This window comes from Aeromonas sp. 6P (assembly GCF_051919525.1).
GTDB classification, from domain to species: Bacteria; Pseudomonadota; Gammaproteobacteria; order Enterobacterales; family Aeromonadaceae; genus Aeromonas; species Aeromonas veronii.
In genome coordinates this window covers 3,173,998-3,190,545 of record NZ_JBQBEO010000002.1, presented here as the reverse complement: position 1 = coordinate 3,190,545, position 16,548 = coordinate 3,173,998, and the positions used below count along the sequence as shown (strand labels likewise).

15 protein-coding genes are annotated in these 16,548 nt (G+C 60.5%); 4 read left to right on the top strand and 11 right to left on the bottom strand.

Annotation, left to right across the window (positions count from 1 at the left end; genetic code table 11):
• The first annotated feature begins 291 nt into the window (after positions 1 to 291).
• The 4 genes from pdxH to ACTG2J_RS14645 are packed head-to-tail and all read left to right on the top strand — an operon-like array spanning position 292 to position 3,770.
• Entirely contained in the window at positions 292 to 930 is a 639-nt protein-coding gene (gene pdxH / locus ACTG2J_RS14660; protein ID WP_005353629.1) for a pyridoxamine 5'-phosphate oxidase, read from the top strand.
• Positions 931 to 966: 36 nt separating this feature from the next.
• On the top strand, positions 967 to 1,581 hold the full coding sequence (locus ACTG2J_RS14655; RefSeq protein WP_113740760.1) for a glutathione S-transferase family protein: 615 nt from the start codon (positions 967 to 969) through the stop codon (positions 1,579 to 1,581).
• The gene (locus ACTG2J_RS14650) at positions 1,581 to 3,224 is read left to right on the top strand and encodes a GNAT family N-acetyltransferase (RefSeq protein WP_113740759.1); all 1,644 of its coding nucleotides are present in this window, start codon (positions 1,581 to 1,583) and stop codon (positions 3,222 to 3,224) included. Before ACTG2J_RS14655 ends, ACTG2J_RS14650 begins: the two co-directional genes overlap by 1 nt.
• A 6-nt stretch (positions 3,225 to 3,230) precedes the next feature.
• Positions 3,231 to 3,770: a GNAT family N-acetyltransferase gene (locus ACTG2J_RS14645; RefSeq protein WP_005353625.1), complete on the top strand. Its 540-nt coding sequence runs from the start codon at positions 3,231 to 3,233 to the stop codon at positions 3,768 to 3,770.
• A gap of 96 nt (positions 3,771 to 3,866) precedes the next feature.
• Here ACTG2J_RS14645 and ACTG2J_RS14640 read toward each other — a convergent pair whose 3' ends face one another.
• The 11 genes from ACTG2J_RS14640 to ACTG2J_RS14590 all read right to left on the bottom strand — a co-directional run bounded on the left by ACTG2J_RS14640 (position 3,867) and on the right by ACTG2J_RS14590 (position 15,911).
• Positions 3,867 to 4,280 carry a hypothetical protein gene (locus tag ACTG2J_RS14640; RefSeq protein ID WP_113740758.1) on the bottom strand — a complete coding sequence of 138 codons (414 nt, stop codon included), beginning with the start codon at positions 4,278 to 4,280 and terminating at the stop codon, positions 3,867 to 3,869.
• A gap of 183 nt (positions 4,281 to 4,463) precedes the next feature.
• The gene (locus ACTG2J_RS14635; protein WP_042031527.1) at positions 4,464 to 5,594 is read right to left on the bottom strand and encodes a ribosomal protein uL16 3-hydroxylase; all 1,131 of its coding nucleotides are present in this window, start codon (positions 5,592 to 5,594) and stop codon (positions 4,464 to 4,466) included.
• Positions 5,595 to 5,759: 165 nt separating this feature from the next.
• Complete coding sequence (gene purB, locus ACTG2J_RS14630; protein WP_113740757.1) at positions 5,760 to 7,130, bottom strand: adenylosuccinate lyase; 1,371 nt, start codon at positions 7,128 to 7,130, stop codon at positions 5,760 to 5,762.
• Positions 7,131 to 7,252: 122 nt separating this feature from the next.
• On the bottom strand, positions 7,253 to 7,867 hold the full coding sequence (hflD, locus tag ACTG2J_RS14625) for a high frequency lysogenization protein HflD (protein ID WP_041208876.1): 615 nt from the start codon (positions 7,865 to 7,867) through the stop codon (positions 7,253 to 7,255).
• Positions 7,868 to 7,890: 23 nt separating this feature from the next.
• Positions 7,891 to 8,997 carry a tRNA 2-thiouridine(34) synthase MnmA gene (gene mnmA, locus ACTG2J_RS14620; RefSeq protein WP_005353619.1) on the bottom strand — a complete coding sequence of 369 codons (1,107 nt, stop codon included), beginning with the start codon at positions 8,995 to 8,997 and terminating at the stop codon, positions 7,891 to 7,893.
• Between the two features lie 157 nt (positions 8,998 to 9,154).
• A complete protein-coding gene (locus ACTG2J_RS14615) occupies positions 9,155 to 9,652 on the bottom strand; it encodes an NUDIX hydrolase (protein ID WP_162628486.1) in 498 nt (165 codons plus the stop codon).
• Between the two features lie 95 nt (positions 9,653 to 9,747).
• A complete protein-coding gene (locus ACTG2J_RS14610; protein WP_162628485.1) occupies positions 9,748 to 10,623 on the bottom strand; it encodes a pseudouridine synthase in 876 nt (291 codons plus the stop codon).
• 106 nt (positions 10,624 to 10,729) lie between these two features.
• The gene (locus tag ACTG2J_RS14605; protein ID WP_113740755.1) at positions 10,730 to 11,497 is read right to left on the bottom strand and encodes a PTS sugar transporter subunit IIA; all 768 of its coding nucleotides are present in this window, start codon (positions 11,495 to 11,497) and stop codon (positions 10,730 to 10,732) included.
• The gene (locus ACTG2J_RS14600; RefSeq protein ID WP_005334611.1) at positions 11,497 to 11,802 is read right to left on the bottom strand and encodes a PTS fructose transporter subunit IIB; all 306 of its coding nucleotides are present in this window, start codon (positions 11,800 to 11,802) and stop codon (positions 11,497 to 11,499) included. The genes ACTG2J_RS14605 and ACTG2J_RS14600 overlap by 1 nt, the downstream gene beginning before the upstream one ends.
• A gap of 219 nt (positions 11,803 to 12,021) precedes the next feature.
• Positions 12,022 to 13,428 carry a hexose-6-phosphate:phosphate antiporter gene (uhpT, locus tag ACTG2J_RS14595; protein ID WP_005353611.1) on the bottom strand — a complete coding sequence of 469 codons (1,407 nt, stop codon included), beginning with the start codon at positions 13,426 to 13,428 and terminating at the stop codon, positions 12,022 to 12,024.
• A gap of 575 nt (positions 13,429 to 14,003) precedes the next feature.
• Positions 14,004 to 15,911 (bottom strand): PTS fructose transporter subunit IIABC, encoded by a 1,908-nt coding sequence (locus ACTG2J_RS14590; RefSeq protein WP_113740753.1) that lies wholly within the window; start codon positions 15,909 to 15,911, stop codon positions 14,004 to 14,006.
• Positions 15,912 to 16,548 lie beyond the last annotated feature (637 nt).

Sequence of the window (16,548 nt, the reverse complement as noted above, 5' to 3'; positions counted from 1 at the left end):
GATGAACCATCCGGGTAGTTGTGGATGATTCTAAAACAGATAAACCGGCGCAATGATAGGTGTAAGGGTCATGCGGTGCAAGGTAGATATATAAAGTGTGGTCGAGTGTGATTCCCTTTTTGACTGTGACTACGTCTGAAAATTGGCAAGAGCAACTGCCGAAGTGTTATCTGTTCTGCGGTGGAGTGCTCGGCTGTGTTATGGCTTGTCACTGGCAGATGAGCGGAGCACAATGCCTGCGTCACTCTCTTGATGGTCGTGGAACCATTATTTATTTGAAGGAAAATCAAGATGATGGATGTTGCTGATCTGCGCCGTGAATACTCCCGTGGCGGGCTGCACCGGGCCGATCTGCCGGCCGAGCCGCTGGCGCTGTTCGAGAAGTGGTTGGCGCAGGCTTGTGAGGCCAAACTGACCGATCCCACCGCTATGGTGGTAGCGACGGTGGATGCCGATGGTCAGCCCTGGCAGCGCACTGTGCTGCTCAAGCACTACGACGCCCAGGGGATGGTCTTTTACACCAACATGGGTAGCCGCAAGGCGCAGCAGCTGGAAGGCAACCCCCGTATCAGCCTGCTCTTCCCCTGGCACACGCTGGACAGACAGGTTCATGTGACCGGCCGAGTGGAGAAGATGAGCACTTTCGAGGTGATGAAGTATTTCCACAGCCGTCCCAAGGATAGCCAGATCGCTGCCTGGGTCTCCAAGCAGTCGACCCGCATCTCGGCCCGCGGCGTGCTGGAGGCCAAGTTCCTTGAGCTCAAGCAGAAGTTTGCCAATGGCGAAGTGCCGCTGCCGAGCTTCTGGGGCGGATTCAGAGTGGTGATCGAGACGGTGGAGTTCTGGCAGGGGGGCGAGCACCGGCTGCACGACCGCTTCTACTACACCCGCGACGGGGATGGCTGGCATATCGAGCGTCTGGCTCCCTGAGCGCGCTATTTGAATCTGTTTTCACAAGGAGTGTGTATGCGTCTGTATGGTGATCTGCGTTCCGGCAACTGTTACAAGGTGTGGCTGCTGGCCCGCTGGCTGGAGCTGCCCCTTGAGTGGGTAGAGGTGGATATTCAGGCGGGGGATACCCGTACCCCCGCATTTCTGGCCATGAACCCCAACGGCAAGATCCCGTTGCTGGAGATTGGCCAGGGCGATACGCTGGCGGAATCCAATGCCATCCTCTTCTATCTGGCGCACGGCAGCGCCTTGTGGCCAACCGATCCGCGCCAGCAGGCAGAGGTGCTCAAATGGATGTTCTTTGAGCAGTACAGCCATGAGCCCTACATCGCGGTGGCCCGCTTTATCGTTCACTATCTCGGCCGACCCGAGTCCCAGGAGGCGCGGCTCGACGGTCTGAAAGCCGGTGGCGAGAAGGCGCTGGCGGTAATGGAGCAGCAGCTGAAACAGAGCCCCTACTTGTGCGGTGATGCGGCTACCATCGCCGATATCGCCCTTTATGCCTACACCCATGTGGCAGAGGAGGGGATCTTCTCCCTGCAGGGGTGGCCAGCTATCCGCAGCTGGATCGCCCGTATCGAAGCCCACCCCCGTCACCTGACGCTGCCAGCGGCCTGTCAGGCCAGCTGATGGAACTGCTGATCGAGGCGACTCTGTGGCAGCCGCAGTGGGCTGCGCTGTTGCAGGTCTGGCAGCAGCACGGCCATCGCTGGCAGTTGCTGCTGGGCAAAGAGGCGGCGGCCGCCCTCGATCAAACCGTTACTCCCTGGGCGAGCAGCCCTCCTGATGGGGTGCTCTGCCCGGGGGCCCTGCTGGCCGCCTGGCTCGATGGGGATCTGCTGGCGGATTTTCATGCTGATCCCAGCCGCCAGATCCTGATCACTGCCTCCACCTCTCTGCTGACCCTCGCCAAGGAGCAGGGGCTACTGACCCTGGGTCCGGTGGGGGCCGATCTGCCTCTCACCCCCGAGGCCGATTTGGGCGCCGTGCTCAATCGCCTGCTGGCGCGCCGCGTGATGATACCGACGTTGGCCGAGGGTTCGCACGCCGCTGGCGTGGTGCTGCGGCCACTGCAGGCGGTCGATGATCGCGAGATCGCGCGCTACTGTAGCGACGAGGCGCTGGCCCGCTACACCCTCAATATTCCTCACCCCTATCCGCCGGAGGGGGCCCGCGACTGGCTGGCGCTCGGCTGGCGCAAGGCGGCGCTTGGGCTTGGCTGGAGCTGGGCCATCACCTTGCCAGAGGAGCAAGGGGCGGCGCTGGTCGGGGTGATCTCCCTGCACTGGAATGGCGAGCTCGCCTGGTGGGTCGGCGTGCCCTGGCAGAATCGCGGTCTGGCGACCCGGGCTGCACGCTTGGTCAAGGGGTTTGCCTTTGACCAGCTGCAACTGCCTGCGCTGACGGCTCGCCATATGCCAGACAATTTAGCCTCCGGCCGGGTGATGGCAAAACTGGGGATGCACTATCGCGGGCGGCGCCATATCAGCGGTCGTCAGCCGTGCGAGGTGAGCTACTGGCGATTGGATCGTTCCCTCTCCTTGCCTGCCCCCTTGCTCGACGAGATGGCCCATTGGCTGGCGGATGAGCGGATTGCCGTGGTGATCCTGCGCGATCCTGCGGTGTCGGCAGTGCCTTTGCCAGGTAGCGAGATATCGGTCGCGCTCTTTACGGATGAGCCGGATGCCAGTGAGGTGGTGCCCTATCAGCGCCGCCAGCTGCACGATGGCAGGGTAATGACGCTTCATGGTTATCCGCTCGCGCAGCTGGAGCAGGCGGATCCGGATCAGCTTCATCATCTGGGGGGCGTGTTGCTCAAGGATCGGGATGAGCAGGGGCTGGCATGGCTGCTGCAACTGGCAGCCCTCTATCGACAGGGGCCTGCGCTGCTGACGGGCGGGGAGCGTGTGGCGCAACTCGCATGGATTGCGCAGTTGATGAATACCGGAGCCGATGGCGGAGGGGAGGGGCCACTGCTGGCTCGCTACCAGCAATTGCGGCTGCTGGTGGAGCTGCCGGAGCTGGTCGATGAGCTGGATGGTTGTTGGCATCAAACGCCCGAACTGACTTTTGAGCGGTTGGCGCGGGAGGCTCCCACCCTCTGGCTGGCCTACCGCGAGGCGATGAACAGGGCCACCCCGGCTACGCTAACCGCCTTGCAGCAGCAGTTTGCCGCTCGTTTTCCTGAGTGCACCCTCCCATTTTTGGACAAAGGTACTCAGAATGACCAGCCGTTGTGTGGAATAATGCCTGCTCTGCTGTACGAGGAGTAATACCAGATGTTGAGAACCGAGCGCCCCGGTGACATGCTGCCGGTTTATGAGCTGCTGAGTGCCGCCTTCGGTCGTTCCGATGAGGCCGAACTGGTCAACCGCCTGCGCGAATGTGGCGCTGCCGTGGTGACCATGGTCGAAGAGGAAGAGTACGAGTTCATGGGGCACCTGATGCTAAGCCCGATCACCATTAACGGCATGGAAGGGCCCTGGCTCGGTCTGGCGCCGGTCGCGGTTCATCCCGACTGGCAAGGTCAGGGGATTGGCTCTGATCTCATCCGTGAAGGGCTTGATACGGCGCTCGAAATGGACTGGAAAGGGGTGGTAGTACTCGGGGATCCGGCCTATTACAGCCGTTTCGGTTTCCGCCCGGCCAGCGAGTTTGGCCTGCACTGCATCTATGAGGTGCCTGCCGACTGCTTTATGGCGATGGAGCTGCAGGAGCGCGGTTTTGCGGGTGTGCAGGGTGAGGTGCTCTATCACCCGCTGTTTGATGAACTTCCCGACGAGCTGCCGGATGCGCAGGCAGAAGAGTCCCATTTATAACGAGACGTCGCAGCGACAAGCCATAACGAAAAAGCCCTCATCGAGGGCTTTTTCATCTTGTATTGGGCCCTGCCGGGCTTATTCGAGCAAATAGGCTCAGGCAATGATATCGAGCTGGGTGCCCTTGCGTTTATCTTCACCCAACATGTCCCCCATCTGCTGGGCGAGCGGGCTCTGCTGGAACTGCATATAGTCGCTCAGATTCTGCTGGCGCTGGTAGCGATTGGCCGCCTGATAGAGTTCAGCAGTGCTCGGGCCCGACTTGCTATCGCTCTCCTGACCGCTGGCCTCCAGGTAGCGCTCCACCACGGCTTTATTTTGCTGGTTAGCCGTATAAGAGACCGCCAGGGTTCTGCGAGCCGTTGCTTTCTCTTCGCTCTGTGCCTGCAATTCATCCTTCTTGGTCAGTGCTTCGTTACGGGCCTGATTGACCTGCTCGGGTGTGACAGCCGGAGAGGAGGGATATTTGCCGTAATCAGGCAGCGGCATGGGCCGGGAGGTGATTTGCATGGTGGTGCTTCTCTTGTGAACAGGGATGGACGCATGATACCCATCCATTTTAGTTCAATAAATCACCACCTGTCGGTTCATCAAGAGTGGGTTCAGCTTCGCGCATCGATTGTTAATTGAACCGCCTCTGAGTGACAAAAAAGGCGCCATAAGGCGCCTTTTTATCCTTCGGTTACCGCCGGATCAGTTGAAGAACCAGTAACCACGGTTGACCAGACGGGTCAGCAGTTGCAGGAAACCGGCCTGATCGGCCAGCTCCACCATGTCGGCCTGAGTGATGATGTCCTTGTCACACAGCAGGGAAATGGCTGCCGCATCTTCGCTCTGCAGAGTCCAGGCTTCGCCATCGATATAGCACTGCTGGCTTTCGCCGCTGAACCAGACGCTGCGCAGGCCCGGCACCTTGATGGCAGGCTCGCCCTGGGTCAGCAGGTCGGCTACCTCCTCGGCGCTGTAGTCCGGCTCGACCGGATTGACATCCAGATCGTGCTTGGCTTCGGAGATCATGGTGCCGAACCACTCCTTGAACAGGGTCTCGTCATCGAGGGCCTGTTGCATCAGCTCGCGCAGACGGTGCAGCTCGTGGGGCTGGATCTCGCCGTGGCGGGCACGGGGCTTGAGGTCGGCATCGCCGTAACGCTCGGTACGCACCTCGTTGTCGATCAGGTGATCGGCAAAGGAGGAGATAAGCGCCTTGGCATCCGGCGCGCGGAAGCCCACCGAGAAGTTCATGGAGGGCTCGATGGCGTAGCCTTCGTGGGGGAATCCGGGCGGAATGTAGAGGATGTCGCCCGGCTCCATGATGACGTCGATGATGGCCTCGAACGGCTCGCAGTGCAGCAGGGCGGCATGGGCGGCAAACTCGTTGAGCGGCTTGGCATCGCCAACCCGCCAGTGACGCTTGCCGATACCCTGGGTGATGAACACGTCGTAGTTGTCGATGTGGGGGCCGACACCCGCGTGAGGGGTGGAGAAGCTCACCATCACATCGTCAAAGCGCCAGCCCGGAATGAACTGGAACGGCACCGCCAGCTCGTTCACCTCGGGGGCCCAGTGGTTGCAAGCCTGTACCAGAATGGTCCAGTTCTCTTCGCCCAGATGGTCATAGGATTCGAAGGGGCCGTGGGCAGCATCCCACTTGCCGTCGAAACGGGTGACGAGGCGGGACTCTACCACCTCTTCCATGGCCAAACCCGCCAGCTCATCCGGGCTGATGGGATCCTGAAAGTCCTTGAAGCCGCCCTTGATAAGGAGCGGGCGCTTCTGCCAGTAGTGCTCGAGGAAGTGAGCGATATCCAGATTGAGTTCGTACATAGATCTTCTCGTCAAAGGGTTCGACAAAGGTCAGGAGAGGTCTTGCCAGAGGCGGCTGTCGGCCTCGGGCAAGCCCTCTTGCAAACCGTGTATAGGGTGCCACATAAAATAACCGGGGCCCTGTTGCAGATCATGCACAGGGCCCCGGTGATCTCATTTATCCGCTTATTTCAGCAGATCAACCAGACGCTGGGCGTCACCGATGTAGTTGGCCGGGGTCAGCTTCTTCAGCTCAACCTTGACCGCTTCCGGCAGCTCCAGGGTGTCGATAAAGGTGCGCATCCCTTCGGCATCGACACGGCGGCCACGGGTCAGCTCCTTGAGCTTCTCGTAGGGCTTCTCGATACCGTAGCGGCGCATGACGGTCTGGATCGGCTCGGCCAGCACTTCCCAGTTGGCGTCCAGATCGGCGGCCATGGCGGCGTCGTTGGCTTCCAGCTTGGAGATACCCTTGAGGGTGGACTGGTAGGCGATAAGGGAATAGCCGATGGCAACGCCCAGATTGCGCAGCACGGTCGAGTCGGTGAGATCACGCTGCCAGCGGGAGATGGGCAGTTTGCTCGCCAGATGCTGGAACACGGCGTTGGCCAGACCCAGATTGCCTTCGGAGTTCTCGAAGTCGATGGGGTTGACCTTGTGCGGCATGGTGGAGGAGCCGATTTCGCCGGCGATGGTGCGCTGCTTGAAGTGGCCCAGGGAGATGTAGCCCCACACATCGCGGTCGAAGTCGATCAGGATGGTGTTGAAGCGGGCCATGGCGTCGAACAGCTCGGCAATGTAGTCGTGCGGTTCGATCTGGGTGGTGTAGGGGTTCCAGGAAAGGCCCAAGGAGGTAACGAACTCCTCGGAGAACTGGTGCCAGTCCACTTCCGGATAGGCGCTGATGTGGGCGTTGTAGTTGCCGACCGCACCGTTGATCTTGCCGAGGATCTCCACCGCCATGATCTGCTTGTACTGGCGCTCCAGACGGTAGGCGACGTTGGCCATCTCCTTGCCCATGGTGCTCGGGGTCGCCGGCTGGCCGTGGGTGCGGGAGAGCAGCGGCATATCGCGGTACTCGTGGGCCAGACGCTTGATCTCGCCGATCAGCTTCTCGCAATAAGGCTTGATGACCTCTTCGCGGGCGGTTTTCAGCATCAGACCGTGGGAGTTGTTGTTGATGTCTTCCGAGGTGCAGGCGAAGTGGATGAACTCGCTGACAGCCGCCAGCTCCGGGTTCACTTCGACCTTCTCTTTGAGGAAGTACTCCACCGCTTTCACATCATGGTTGGTGGTGCGCTCGATCTGTTTGATGCGGGCGGCGTCGCTCTCGTTGAAGTTGCTGACGATGCCATCGAGCAGGGCGTTGGCGGCCGAGCTCAGGGCAGGGACTTCCGGGATCCCGGCGTGGCTGGCCAGTTTCTGCAACCAGCGAACCTCGACTTCAACGCGAAAACGCAGCAGGCCGAATTCGGAGAAGATAGGGCGCAGGGCATCGGCCTTGTCGCCATAACGACCGTCAATCGGGGAAACAGCAGTCAGCGCGGACAGCTCCATGGGGTGAACTCCTGATGATTGGTGTGGGGGATCCGTATTCACTTGCGCGCCGGTCGGGGTGTATCAAGGCTGATGTGCGGCTGTTCACCTTGTCCTCCCTCTGCCTGCGCGCAAGCCAATGATTAGTAACGCTTGGCCAGTTCCACCATCTTCTTGCGAGCGAAGATGATCTGGGTGCGGCTGCCACCGAGCTGGCGCCACAGCACCACGGCGCGGATGCCTGCCAGCAGCAGGGCGCGTACCTTGTGCTGCACCAGCGGCTGCTGCAGGAACAGCGGGGTGCCGGCCACCTGAATGCGCGGCCCGATGGGGCTGATAAGGTCGCTGTAGATGCTCGCCATGTTGGCCAGGATCTGCTCGTCGAGCAGATCGAAATGCTGTTGCTGGCGACCGATCTGGCTGATCCGCTCACCCAGCATGTTGAGAATGTCCTTGCGCTTGGCCAGCTTGCGCTCCAGCGCAATCAGGCTCACCACGTAGCGGGTCAGCTCGGCATTCTTCTGGCTGCCATCGGCTCCCAGCTGCTCGACCAGCGCGCGGTAGCCGTCGCGAATGGCCAGATGGGTGTTGTTGAACACCTCGAGCGGGTGGCTCGGATTGGTCACCAGAATGCTGGAGAGGCTCTCGCGCAGGGCGGCCTCGTCACAGCTGCCGTCGCGGGCCACCTTCTGGACCAGCGCGGCCGCCTGGCAGATGCCGGCAAAGGCCATGGTTCTGTCTTGGAATTTATCGCTCACGTATGCTGCCTTTTGCTATTGGCTCAAACCGGATGGCTGAAACGCTGTTCGATGATGCCGCCGCCCAGACACACTTCCCCGTCGTAGAAGACGGCGGATTGGCCCGGGGTCACCGCAGCCTGCTTCTCGTCGAAGATGACCCGGATGGTCTCGTCGTCGATGGGCTGGATCAGGCAGGGGATATCCTGCTGGCGGTAGCGGGTCTTGACGGTGCAGCGACGCGGCTCGCGAATGGGGGTGCGATCCACCCAGTGCAGCTGGCTGGCAATCAAACCATCGGAGTAGAGGCGGGGATGTTCACCCTGCGCCACCACCAGCACGTTGCGTTCGACCTCTTTGTCGACCACATACCAGGCCTCTTCGGTGGCATCTTTGCGCCCGCCGATACCGAGCCCCTTGCGCTGGCCCAGGGTGTGATACATCAGACCCTGATGCTCGCCGATCACCTTGCCATCCACGGTCTCGATTTTACCGGGCTGGGCGGGCAGGAACTTGGCCAGGAAGTCCTTGAACTTGCGCTCGCCGATAAAGCAGATACCGGTGGAGTCTTTCTTCTTGGCGGTGATGAGATCCAGCTGCTCGGCGATGCGGCGCACCTCCGGCTTCTCCAGATCGCCAACCGGGAACAGGCTCTGACCCACTTGCTTCTCGCTCAGGGTGTAGAGGAAGTAGCTCTGATCCTTGTTGGTATCGAGACCGCGTAGCAGGCGCGGGCGGCCGGTGCTGTCGTCACGGCGCACATAGTGGCCGGTGGCGATGTAGGTGGCTCCCAGCTCTTCGGCAGCAAATTCGAGGAATGCCTTGAACTTGATCTCCTTGTTGCACAGGATATCCGGGTTCGGTGTGCGGCCAGCCTTGTACTCTTCGAGGAAGTGCTCGAACACGTTGTCCCAGTACTCGGCGGCGAAGTTGATGGTGTGGAGTTTCATCCCCAGCTTGTCGCAGACGGCCTTGGCATCAGCCAAATCCTGGGCGGCAGAGCAGTACTCGTCCGTGTCGTCTTCTTCCCAGTTCTTCATGAACAAGCCTTCGACCTGATAGCCCTGCTGCTGGAGCAGGTAGGCCGAGACGGAAGAATCCACGCCGCCGGACATGCCGACGATCACCTTGATTTGGCTGTTGTCTGTCATTAGTCGAAGTTACCAGTTCGTTTAAACGGGGCGTATTCTACCAGAGTTTTGCGCCCCCGGTCACATATCCATGCCGCAGTTCCCATCAGGAGCCTGATAGCAGGAAATCGTTTTTCTGTTGTTGGCCAGCGTGGCCGTAAAAGAGTGTCAAATGGCCTCAAATAAAGGCCTTGAGTGCCGACAGTGGCAGCCGTGTACCCGCCAGATAATCCTCGATGCACTGCCACACCAAGGGGCTTCTCAGGGCCGGTTTGCACTCGGCGATCTCCTCCAGGGTGAGCCAGTGGCAGGCGAGAATATCGCCGTCAGGATCCTCTGGATGGTGCTGACCGGGCGCTTTTTCAAGGTCGAAGATGATGGCGGTGCGCACATAGGTGGCCTCGCTGTCGGCCGGTTTGTAGAGATAGGTGCCAAGCCAGGAAGTAGGCGTGGCGGTCAGCCCCGTCTCCTCTTTCAGCTCGCGGCAGGCTGCGGTGAGCAGATCTTCACCGGCCTCTACATGGCCAGCGGGCTGGTTGAAGCGGCGCTGGCCTTTTATCTCCTCCTCCACCACCAGAAAGCGGCCCTGCCACTGCACCAGCGCGGCGACCGTCAATCTGGCCTGCATACGCTCGTGCGGCGTTTTCTCCTGCGATGCAGGAAGGTTATCGCTCATAAGGACTCCTTGTCTCGTTACCGGTTTGGCCCCGGCCGAAGCGGGGGCTCGATTCAGCGCTGTTCTTTACAATGCGATTGCCAGCGGGCTGCGCGTTACTCCGATGGTTTGCTGCGGGCCGGTCGGCGCGCGGTGCCACGGCCGCTACTGCGATTGGCCGGGCGCGGGCTCGTGTCACGGCTGTCGCGCCCCTGGCCCTGACCATGGGGGCTTCGGGTCGATTGTGCGTTGCGCGGATTGCTGCTGCCCGAGCCCTGACTGCGTGGTTTGTTGGGTGTCTGTGTCCTGCGCGGGGCGGGCGCCAGCTCGGGGGCGGGCAGGCTGCGGCTCTCGCCGGGTGCCAGACCATCCAGGGTCCAGTCGCCGATGGCGTAGCGAATAAGGCGCAGGGTGGGGTGGCCGATATGGGCGGTCATCCGCCGTACCTGGCGGTTGCGCCCCTCGATGATTTTGATCTCCAGCCAGCTGGTGGGGATCTCCTTGCGCTCGCGAATGGGCGGATTGCGCGGCCACACCGCAGGTTCATCCATGATGCGCGCCCCGGCAGGCAGGGTCATGCCGTCGTTGAGCTCCACTCCGGCGCGCAGGGCGGCCAGTTTCTCTTCGCTCGGGATCCCTTCCACCTGCACCCAGTAGGTCTTGGGGGTCTTCTCCCCCGGCTGGGTGAGGTGCGCCTGCAGCTTGCCGTCATTGGTGAGCAGCAACAGCCCCTCGCTGTCGCGGTCAAGCCGACCTGCGGCGTAGATGCCGGGCTCGCTGATGTAATCCTTGAGAGTCTCGCGGCCCGCCTCGTCGGTGAACTGGCAGAGCACCATGTAGGGCTTGTTCAGCAGGAGCAATTTGCGATCCGCTGGGGCCAGCTCCGGTTTGTGGGGGGATGCATGGCGAGGTGCGGCTGGTTTGGCCGCCGTGCGCGGGGCGTTATCGCGCGGCGAACGGCTGACAGAGAGACGGGGGCGGGGAGATTTCATCGGATACACACTTCAGACAGACGATGGCAGCGAGTGTACCACAGGGTGCTGAGGGCAGGATGAATGGCTGTGGCGTCACAACAAGCAGTGCCCAGAGCCAATTCGCCTAGCTCAGCAGGCTCTCGATGACGATAGCCTGACGGGCGGGGGCCGAGCCCGCCAACAGCAGGGCGTGGCTAACCACATCGTCGATCATCGCCTGCGCCAGTCTAGTGAGGGGGCGCAGGGTCTCCCGTCCGCTACCAACCGGCACCGCCAGCAAAATGATGGTTTGCACCGGCCCGATTTGAGAGCCCCACTCGATGGGCTCCTTGCAGCTAAGCAGGGTCAGCGCTGGCTGGCTGATCCCTTCGCTCAATACATGGGGCATGGCAAGGCCGGGGCGGATGATGGTGGCTGAGACCTGCTCGCGCCGTTCCACCGCGGCGGTCAGTGTAGCGCGGTCGGTGAGCAGCTCGGCGGGCAGCAGATCGATCAGATGCTCGAGGGCCTCGGCCTTGCTCAGCGGTTCGGGGCTGTGGGCCAGCTGGCGCAGGGCAAACTGGTAGTCGGGCAGGGCGTTGGCCAGTCGCAACTCCGCCAGTGCGGCGGTGTGCGGGCGCACCAGCGGTTGACCCAGCTCCCCGCACCAGCAGGTGAAGGCCATGTGGGCGAGCTCGGCATCGCACCCTTCGATCTGCAACTGGCAGAGATCGCCGGGTTGGGTGGCGAGGGTCAACAGGGAGAGCTGGTTGCTGGCGGCAACGGTCTGGCGCCGGGTGAGGTTGGCGCAGTGGATGGTGGATTTGAACATCCCCGCCAGCCGGTTCAACTGCTTGGCCTGGGTGATGCTCAACCCCTGCTGGCAGTAGAAGGTGATCTCGCGGGTCAGCATCAGGCCGGGATCGGCAGGGCCTTGAGTACGGCGTTGGCATCCAGCAGCACTGTTTCCAGTCTCACCTGATGGATGGTGCAGCCGAGGAAGCGCTCTTTCTGCTCAATCTCGATATCGGAGGCAATCAGCACCAGGTCGGCGCTGGCAATATCGCGGGCGGTCAGCATGTTTTCCATGCCCATGGCGCCCTGAGTCTCGACCTTGATCTTGAGTCCCAGCCCAGTGGCGGCTTTTTGCAGGGCATCGGCAGCCATATAGGTATGGGCGATACCGGTCGGGCAAGCGGTGACGGCGACGATCTTCATCTGCTCTCTGTGATGCTGACAAGGGGGAGCAACAAGATAGCGCCAGCGGGGGGCTTTTACCAAAAGTCCATATGAAAAGTGGGATCTTGATGGGGATATGCCCGTCCCTTGAACGGCAGTGCAGGCTCATGCCGGGCCAGTCGGGTGTCTGGTTGCTCCAAACAACAAGGGCCACCCCTGTGGGTGGCCCTGAACAATCTGCGTCTGTTGTTATGGCTATCAGGCGGTCTGGGCAGCCAGCTCGGCGGCTTTCAGTTCGCGCTTGATGCGGCGGATCTTGCGCTCCTCGGCGACCGCGACACAACCCATCAGTACCAGACAGGCGGCGGCTGCGATATCGAGAGCGGCGAAGGTGCCAGTCCAGCCGGTCAGACCGAAGATGGGGGTGCCATCGGCGATCATGCCCAGACCCAGTTTGGCGAAGCTGTCACCAATCAGGTAAGCGAAGGTGCCCTTGACGCCATCGGCCACGCTGATGCCCTGCTTGGGGACGAAGCCCACGGCGGCGACGCCGATCAGCAGTTGCGGGCCAAACACCAGGAAGCCCAGGGTGAACAGGGAACCCAGGAACATAAACTGGGTAGTCGCATGCTGGTAGAGACCCAGGGTGGCGATGATCAGCGCTAGCGCCACACAGGCAACCAGACCACGGCGACCGTTGGCCAGATCCGAGAGGTAACCCCACATCAGGGTGCCGACCAGTGCGCCCACTTCGAAGAAGGTAAAGCCCTGAATGGCCACGTCTTTGGAGAAGCCAAGCTCCTGGTGGGCATAGACGGTAGACCATTGGTCGATACCGATACGCACCACGTAGAGGAAGATGTTGGCAAAGCAGAGCAGCCAGATCACCTTGTTGAGCAGCACGTACTTCACGAAGATCTGCCACTTGGTCAGCTGCTGCTCTTCGGTAGCGATATCCTCTTCGCTCGCCACTTCGTCAAACAGCTCTTCCACCTTGCCAAGGCCGTAGGCTTCCGGCGAGTCGCTACCAAAGCGCAGGCCGATAAAGCCGACGATCAGCGCGATGATGGAGGGGAAGATAAACATGCCGAGCACGTTGCCATCAAACAGGTAGTTGGCACCGAACAACGCCACACCGGCTGCACCGGCACCGCCCACGTTGTGAGAGAGGTTCCACATACCCAGATAGGTGCCGCGCTTGTTGCGAGGGGTCCACTTGGTGATGGTGGAGTAGCTGCAGGAACCACCACAGCTCTGGAAGAAACCGCTCAGGGCATAGAAGAAGATCATGAAGTAGAGGCTGAAACCGGTGCCGCCCATGCTGGCACTGAAGCCCAGCATGCAGAGTGCGGAGAGGATCAGCATCAGCGGCAGGAACTGCTTGGTGTTCTTGCCATCGGCGTAGTAGGAGACGATGGTCTTGCCCACCCCGTAGGTGATGGAGAAGCCAAGGCCGATCATGCCAAGCTCGGTCATGGAGAGACCGTACTCCTGGATCATGTCATTTTGCGCAATGTTGAAGTTCTTGCGGATCAGATACATGGTCAAATAGCCAATAAATACAACCAGATAAGATTGCATAAACGGCTTGAACCAGAGCTTGCGCCGGGCTTCGACCGGCAGGTCGAGGGTGGGGACCCGGACCTGTTGGAGCAATTTCAACATCTTCGTTCATCCTCTGCGAGATAGACGGTATTTCCGCCGCGCCCCTCATTTGTAGATAGGTTGTTCGAGGTCACGCCACGGAAGGGGGAACGGAACGTCGGGGCTGTCAGCCGTTGCTGCGCTCGACGCTCCATCCATATAAACCCGGGCCCGGCACGGAATGACGGGGCACATTGCCCGTCGCGGTGCGGGTCACGACATCAGGTGAGGTGACTCTAATAAGAGGGGCAAAAAATGGCTTGAGAGCCATCCCTAGTGGGGCTAGGAAATTTTCCTAGTTTTTGCGCTTTCGCGGACAAAGCGTGAGAAACATCACACCGCTGACGCCGGATTGCTGCCATTTCAGCCAGTTTGGCGCTCTGTGTGAGTGCTGGGCTGAGGAGGGGAGAGGCCAGAAGGGAGCAAGGGAAAGGCAAGGAGAGAGGTGAAGGGAGAGACGAGGAAGAGTGCTTATCGACCACTATTTCTCGGGGGGCGATATTGGAATACGGCCCGCCAGCTATCCCCAAAAACAAGAGGCCACCCCGTGGGGTGGCCTCTTTTATGGTCTAGGAGCCGCGATGGCGAGGGGGCACTCAGGCCGCCTTGGCCAGAGTTACCTCATCACTCTTTTTGACCCGCAGTTTTTTCAGGGCAACCGCCACCACGCCGGTGACGATGGCACCGCAGATCATGCAGAGCAGCGCCAGCAGCGGCTTGTTGACCGCACCCAGCAGGGCCACGATGGGGCCACCGTGGGCAACGCTGTTGGTGATGCCAAACAGGAAGGCCATCACGGCGGCGGTCATGCTGCCCAGAATGTTGGCCGGGATAACGGCCAGCGGGTCACGGGCGGCGAACGGAATCGCCCCTTCGGAGATACCCACCAGACCCATGGCACCGGCGGCTTTGCCCGCTTCGATTTCAGAGGCATCGAAGATACCGAGCTTGCGACCGAGTACGGTAGCCAGCGACATGCCAAGGGGCGCGGCCGGGATGGCGCAGGCCATGGCACCCATAAACTGGGTCTGACCGGAGGCGATCATGCCGACCGAGAACAGGAATGCCACCTTGTTGACCGGGCCACCCATATCAAAGCCGGCCATACCACCCAGCACGATACCCAGCAGCACCAGACTGCCACCGCTCATGGAGAGCAGCATGGCGTTGAGGCCGGTCATCATGTCGGCAATCGGGGCGCCGATGATGAAGATAAATACCGCAGCGATAAACAGGGAACCGACGATGGGGGCGATCAGGATCGGCACCAGCGGTTGCACCATCTTGTGGTACTGACGGGTCGCAATCCAGCGCACCAGATAGCCGACCAGGAGGCCCGCAATGATGGCACCGATAAAGCCGGTACCGGCATCCGCGCCGTAGAAGCTGCCGTTGTTGGCGATCCAGCCACCGATAAAGCCCGGTGCCAGCGCCGGACGATCACCGATGGCGTAGGCGATATAACCCGCCAGAATGGGGATCATCAGGGTGAAGGCGGCCACGCCCACGTTGAGGATCTGGTTCCACATGCTCCCTTCCGGGATCTGCATGCCGCTCGGGGTCGGGTTGCCGCCGATGGCCAGTGCCAGCGCAATCAACAGACCACCGGTCACCACGAACGGGATCATGTGAGAGACGCCGTTCATCAGGTAGCGATAGAGATCGGAACTGCCGCCTGCGCTCTTCTCCTCACCTTTTTTATCTTCTTTGCCAGCCACATAGGAGGGGGCTTTCAGGGCCTGCTCGATCAGACCCTTGCCATCCTTGATGGGGGCCTTCACGCCTGTCTTGATGAGCGGCTTGCCGTTGAAGCGGGCCATATCCACCTGCTTGTCACAGGCGACCACGATGGCGGTGGCGCGGGCGATCTCGTCCGCGGTCGGGCTGTTCTTGACGCCGATGGAACCGTTGGTCTCCACCTTCACCTCATAACCGAGCTCCTTGGCGGCACGCTCCAGCGATTCGGCCGCCAGATAGGTGTGGGCGATTCCGGCCGGGCAGCCGGTGACACCGATGATAAAGCCTTTGCTGGTGGTCGGGGCCGCGCTCTGCTCTTCTTTCTTGGCCAGCAGCAGCGCCAGCGCATCGGCCGGAGTTTTCGCCGCCAGCAGCTTGGCGATAAAGCCCTCTTCGATCAGCTTGCCGGAGAGCTCGGCCAGCACCTCGATATGGTGGTTGGCGCCGCCATCGGGGGAGGCGATCATAAAGAAAATATGGGATGGCTTGCCATCTTCGGCGCCGTACTCGATGCCATTGCGGCTGATGCCGATGGCGACCGCCGGGTTGCATACCGCCGCACTCTTGGCGTGGGGCAGGGCCACGCCCTCTTCAAAGCCGGTGTTGCCCAGCTCTTCGCGGGCCCACAGATCCTTGATAAAGGCCTGCTCGTCGCTGACTTTGCCTTGCGACGCCAGCAGGCGGGCCATTTCGGTGAAGACCTCTTCCTTACGCGTCGCTTTCAAATCGAGGTTGATCAGATGTTCATTGATCAAGGTGGTGATCATGGCGCTCTCCCCGCTTCCGGTGACGGAAGCTATGCGTGAGTACGTATCGACGTACTGGATAAAAATGACCTGTTCATTATCGTGGCTCGCTCGCCCCCTCCCTATCGGACAAATGTGCTAATCACTGGATTTTTGTGCGCAGTAAAACGCGATGTGATGAAGATCCCGTTTTCAGGCAGGACTCACCATTTTCAGGTTATTGCTAATTTTGTCTTTAAAAACAAATAAATGGATTGTGACTGGTCTCGTAACCAGGTTTGTAATGCATCATGTCAATAAATTAATCACCAGCGGGGTCTGGATTTATATGTGGTTTTAAGGCGTTATAAGATGTGACCTTTCTCACAAAAAGTCGCAGTTTCGTCGGGCGGATTAGGATTTTTATGCGCCTGATGGCGGAGGCCAATTGGATTGGCAGAGCGAACGCAGAGGGGGATGGGAGACGTAGGGTGCAATGAACAGAGTGAATTGCACCGCCTGTTTGGGCTGGGAGGGTGGTAGCAAGAGAGGGGATGGCCGAAAAGATAGAGGTGATAATGCGAACGTTCGAATACGCTCCGCTATTCGAACCTATGTGCTGATATTAGGTCTCTTGCGAGATTGCGAGATTGCGAGAAACGCCGCTTTATTCTTTGAG

What these genes read in the sequence shown, in the direction of transcription:
- pdxH (WP_005353629.1), top strand. Translation starts at nt 292, where the DNA reads ATGATGGATGTTGCTGATCTGCGCCGTGAATACTCCCGTGGCGGGCTG.
- ACTG2J_RS14655 (WP_113740760.1), top strand. Translation starts at nt 967, where the DNA reads ATGCGTCTGTATGGTGATCTGCGTTCCGGCAACTGTTACAAGGTGTGG.
- ACTG2J_RS14650 (WP_113740759.1), top strand. Translation starts at nt 1,581, where the DNA reads ATGGAACTGCTGATCGAGGCGACTCTGTGGCAGCCGCAGTGGGCTGCG.
- ACTG2J_RS14645 (WP_005353625.1), top strand. Translation starts at nt 3,231, where the DNA reads ATGTTGAGAACCGAGCGCCCCGGTGACATGCTGCCGGTTTATGAGCTG.
- ACTG2J_RS14640 (WP_113740758.1), bottom strand. Translation starts at nt 4,280, where the DNA reads ATGCAAATCACCTCCCGGCCCATGCCGCTGCCTGATTACGGCAAATAT.
- ACTG2J_RS14635 (WP_042031527.1), bottom strand. Translation starts at nt 5,594, where the DNA reads ATGTACGAACTCAATCTGGATATCGCTCACTTCCTCGAGCACTACTGG.
- purB (WP_113740757.1), bottom strand. Translation starts at nt 7,130, where the DNA reads ATGGAGCTGTCCGCGCTGACTGCTGTTTCCCCGATTGACGGTCGTTAT.
- mnmA (WP_005353619.1), bottom strand. Translation starts at nt 8,997, where the DNA reads ATGACAGACAACAGCCAAATCAAGGTGATCGTCGGCATGTCCGGCGGC.
- ACTG2J_RS14615 (WP_162628486.1), bottom strand. Translation starts at nt 9,652, where the DNA reads ATGAGCGATAACCTTCCTGCATCGCAGGAGAAAACGCCGCACGAGCGT.
- ACTG2J_RS14610 (WP_162628485.1), bottom strand. Translation starts at nt 10,623, where the DNA reads ATGAAATCTCCCCGCCCCCGTCTCTCTGTCAGCCGTTCGCCGCGCGAT.
- ACTG2J_RS14605 (WP_113740755.1), bottom strand. Translation starts at nt 11,497, where the DNA reads ATGCTGACCCGCGAGATCACCTTCTACTGCCAGCAGGGGTTGAGCATC.
- ACTG2J_RS14600 (WP_005334611.1), bottom strand. Translation starts at nt 11,802, where the DNA reads ATGAAGATCGTCGCCGTCACCGCTTGCCCGACCGGTATCGCCCATACC.
- uhpT (WP_005353611.1), bottom strand. Translation starts at nt 13,428, where the DNA reads ATGTTGAAATTGCTCCAACAGGTCCGGGTCCCCACCCTCGACCTGCCG.
- ACTG2J_RS14590 (WP_113740753.1), bottom strand. Translation starts at nt 15,911, where the DNA reads ATGATCACCACCTTGATCAATGAACATCTGATCAACCTCGATTTGAAA.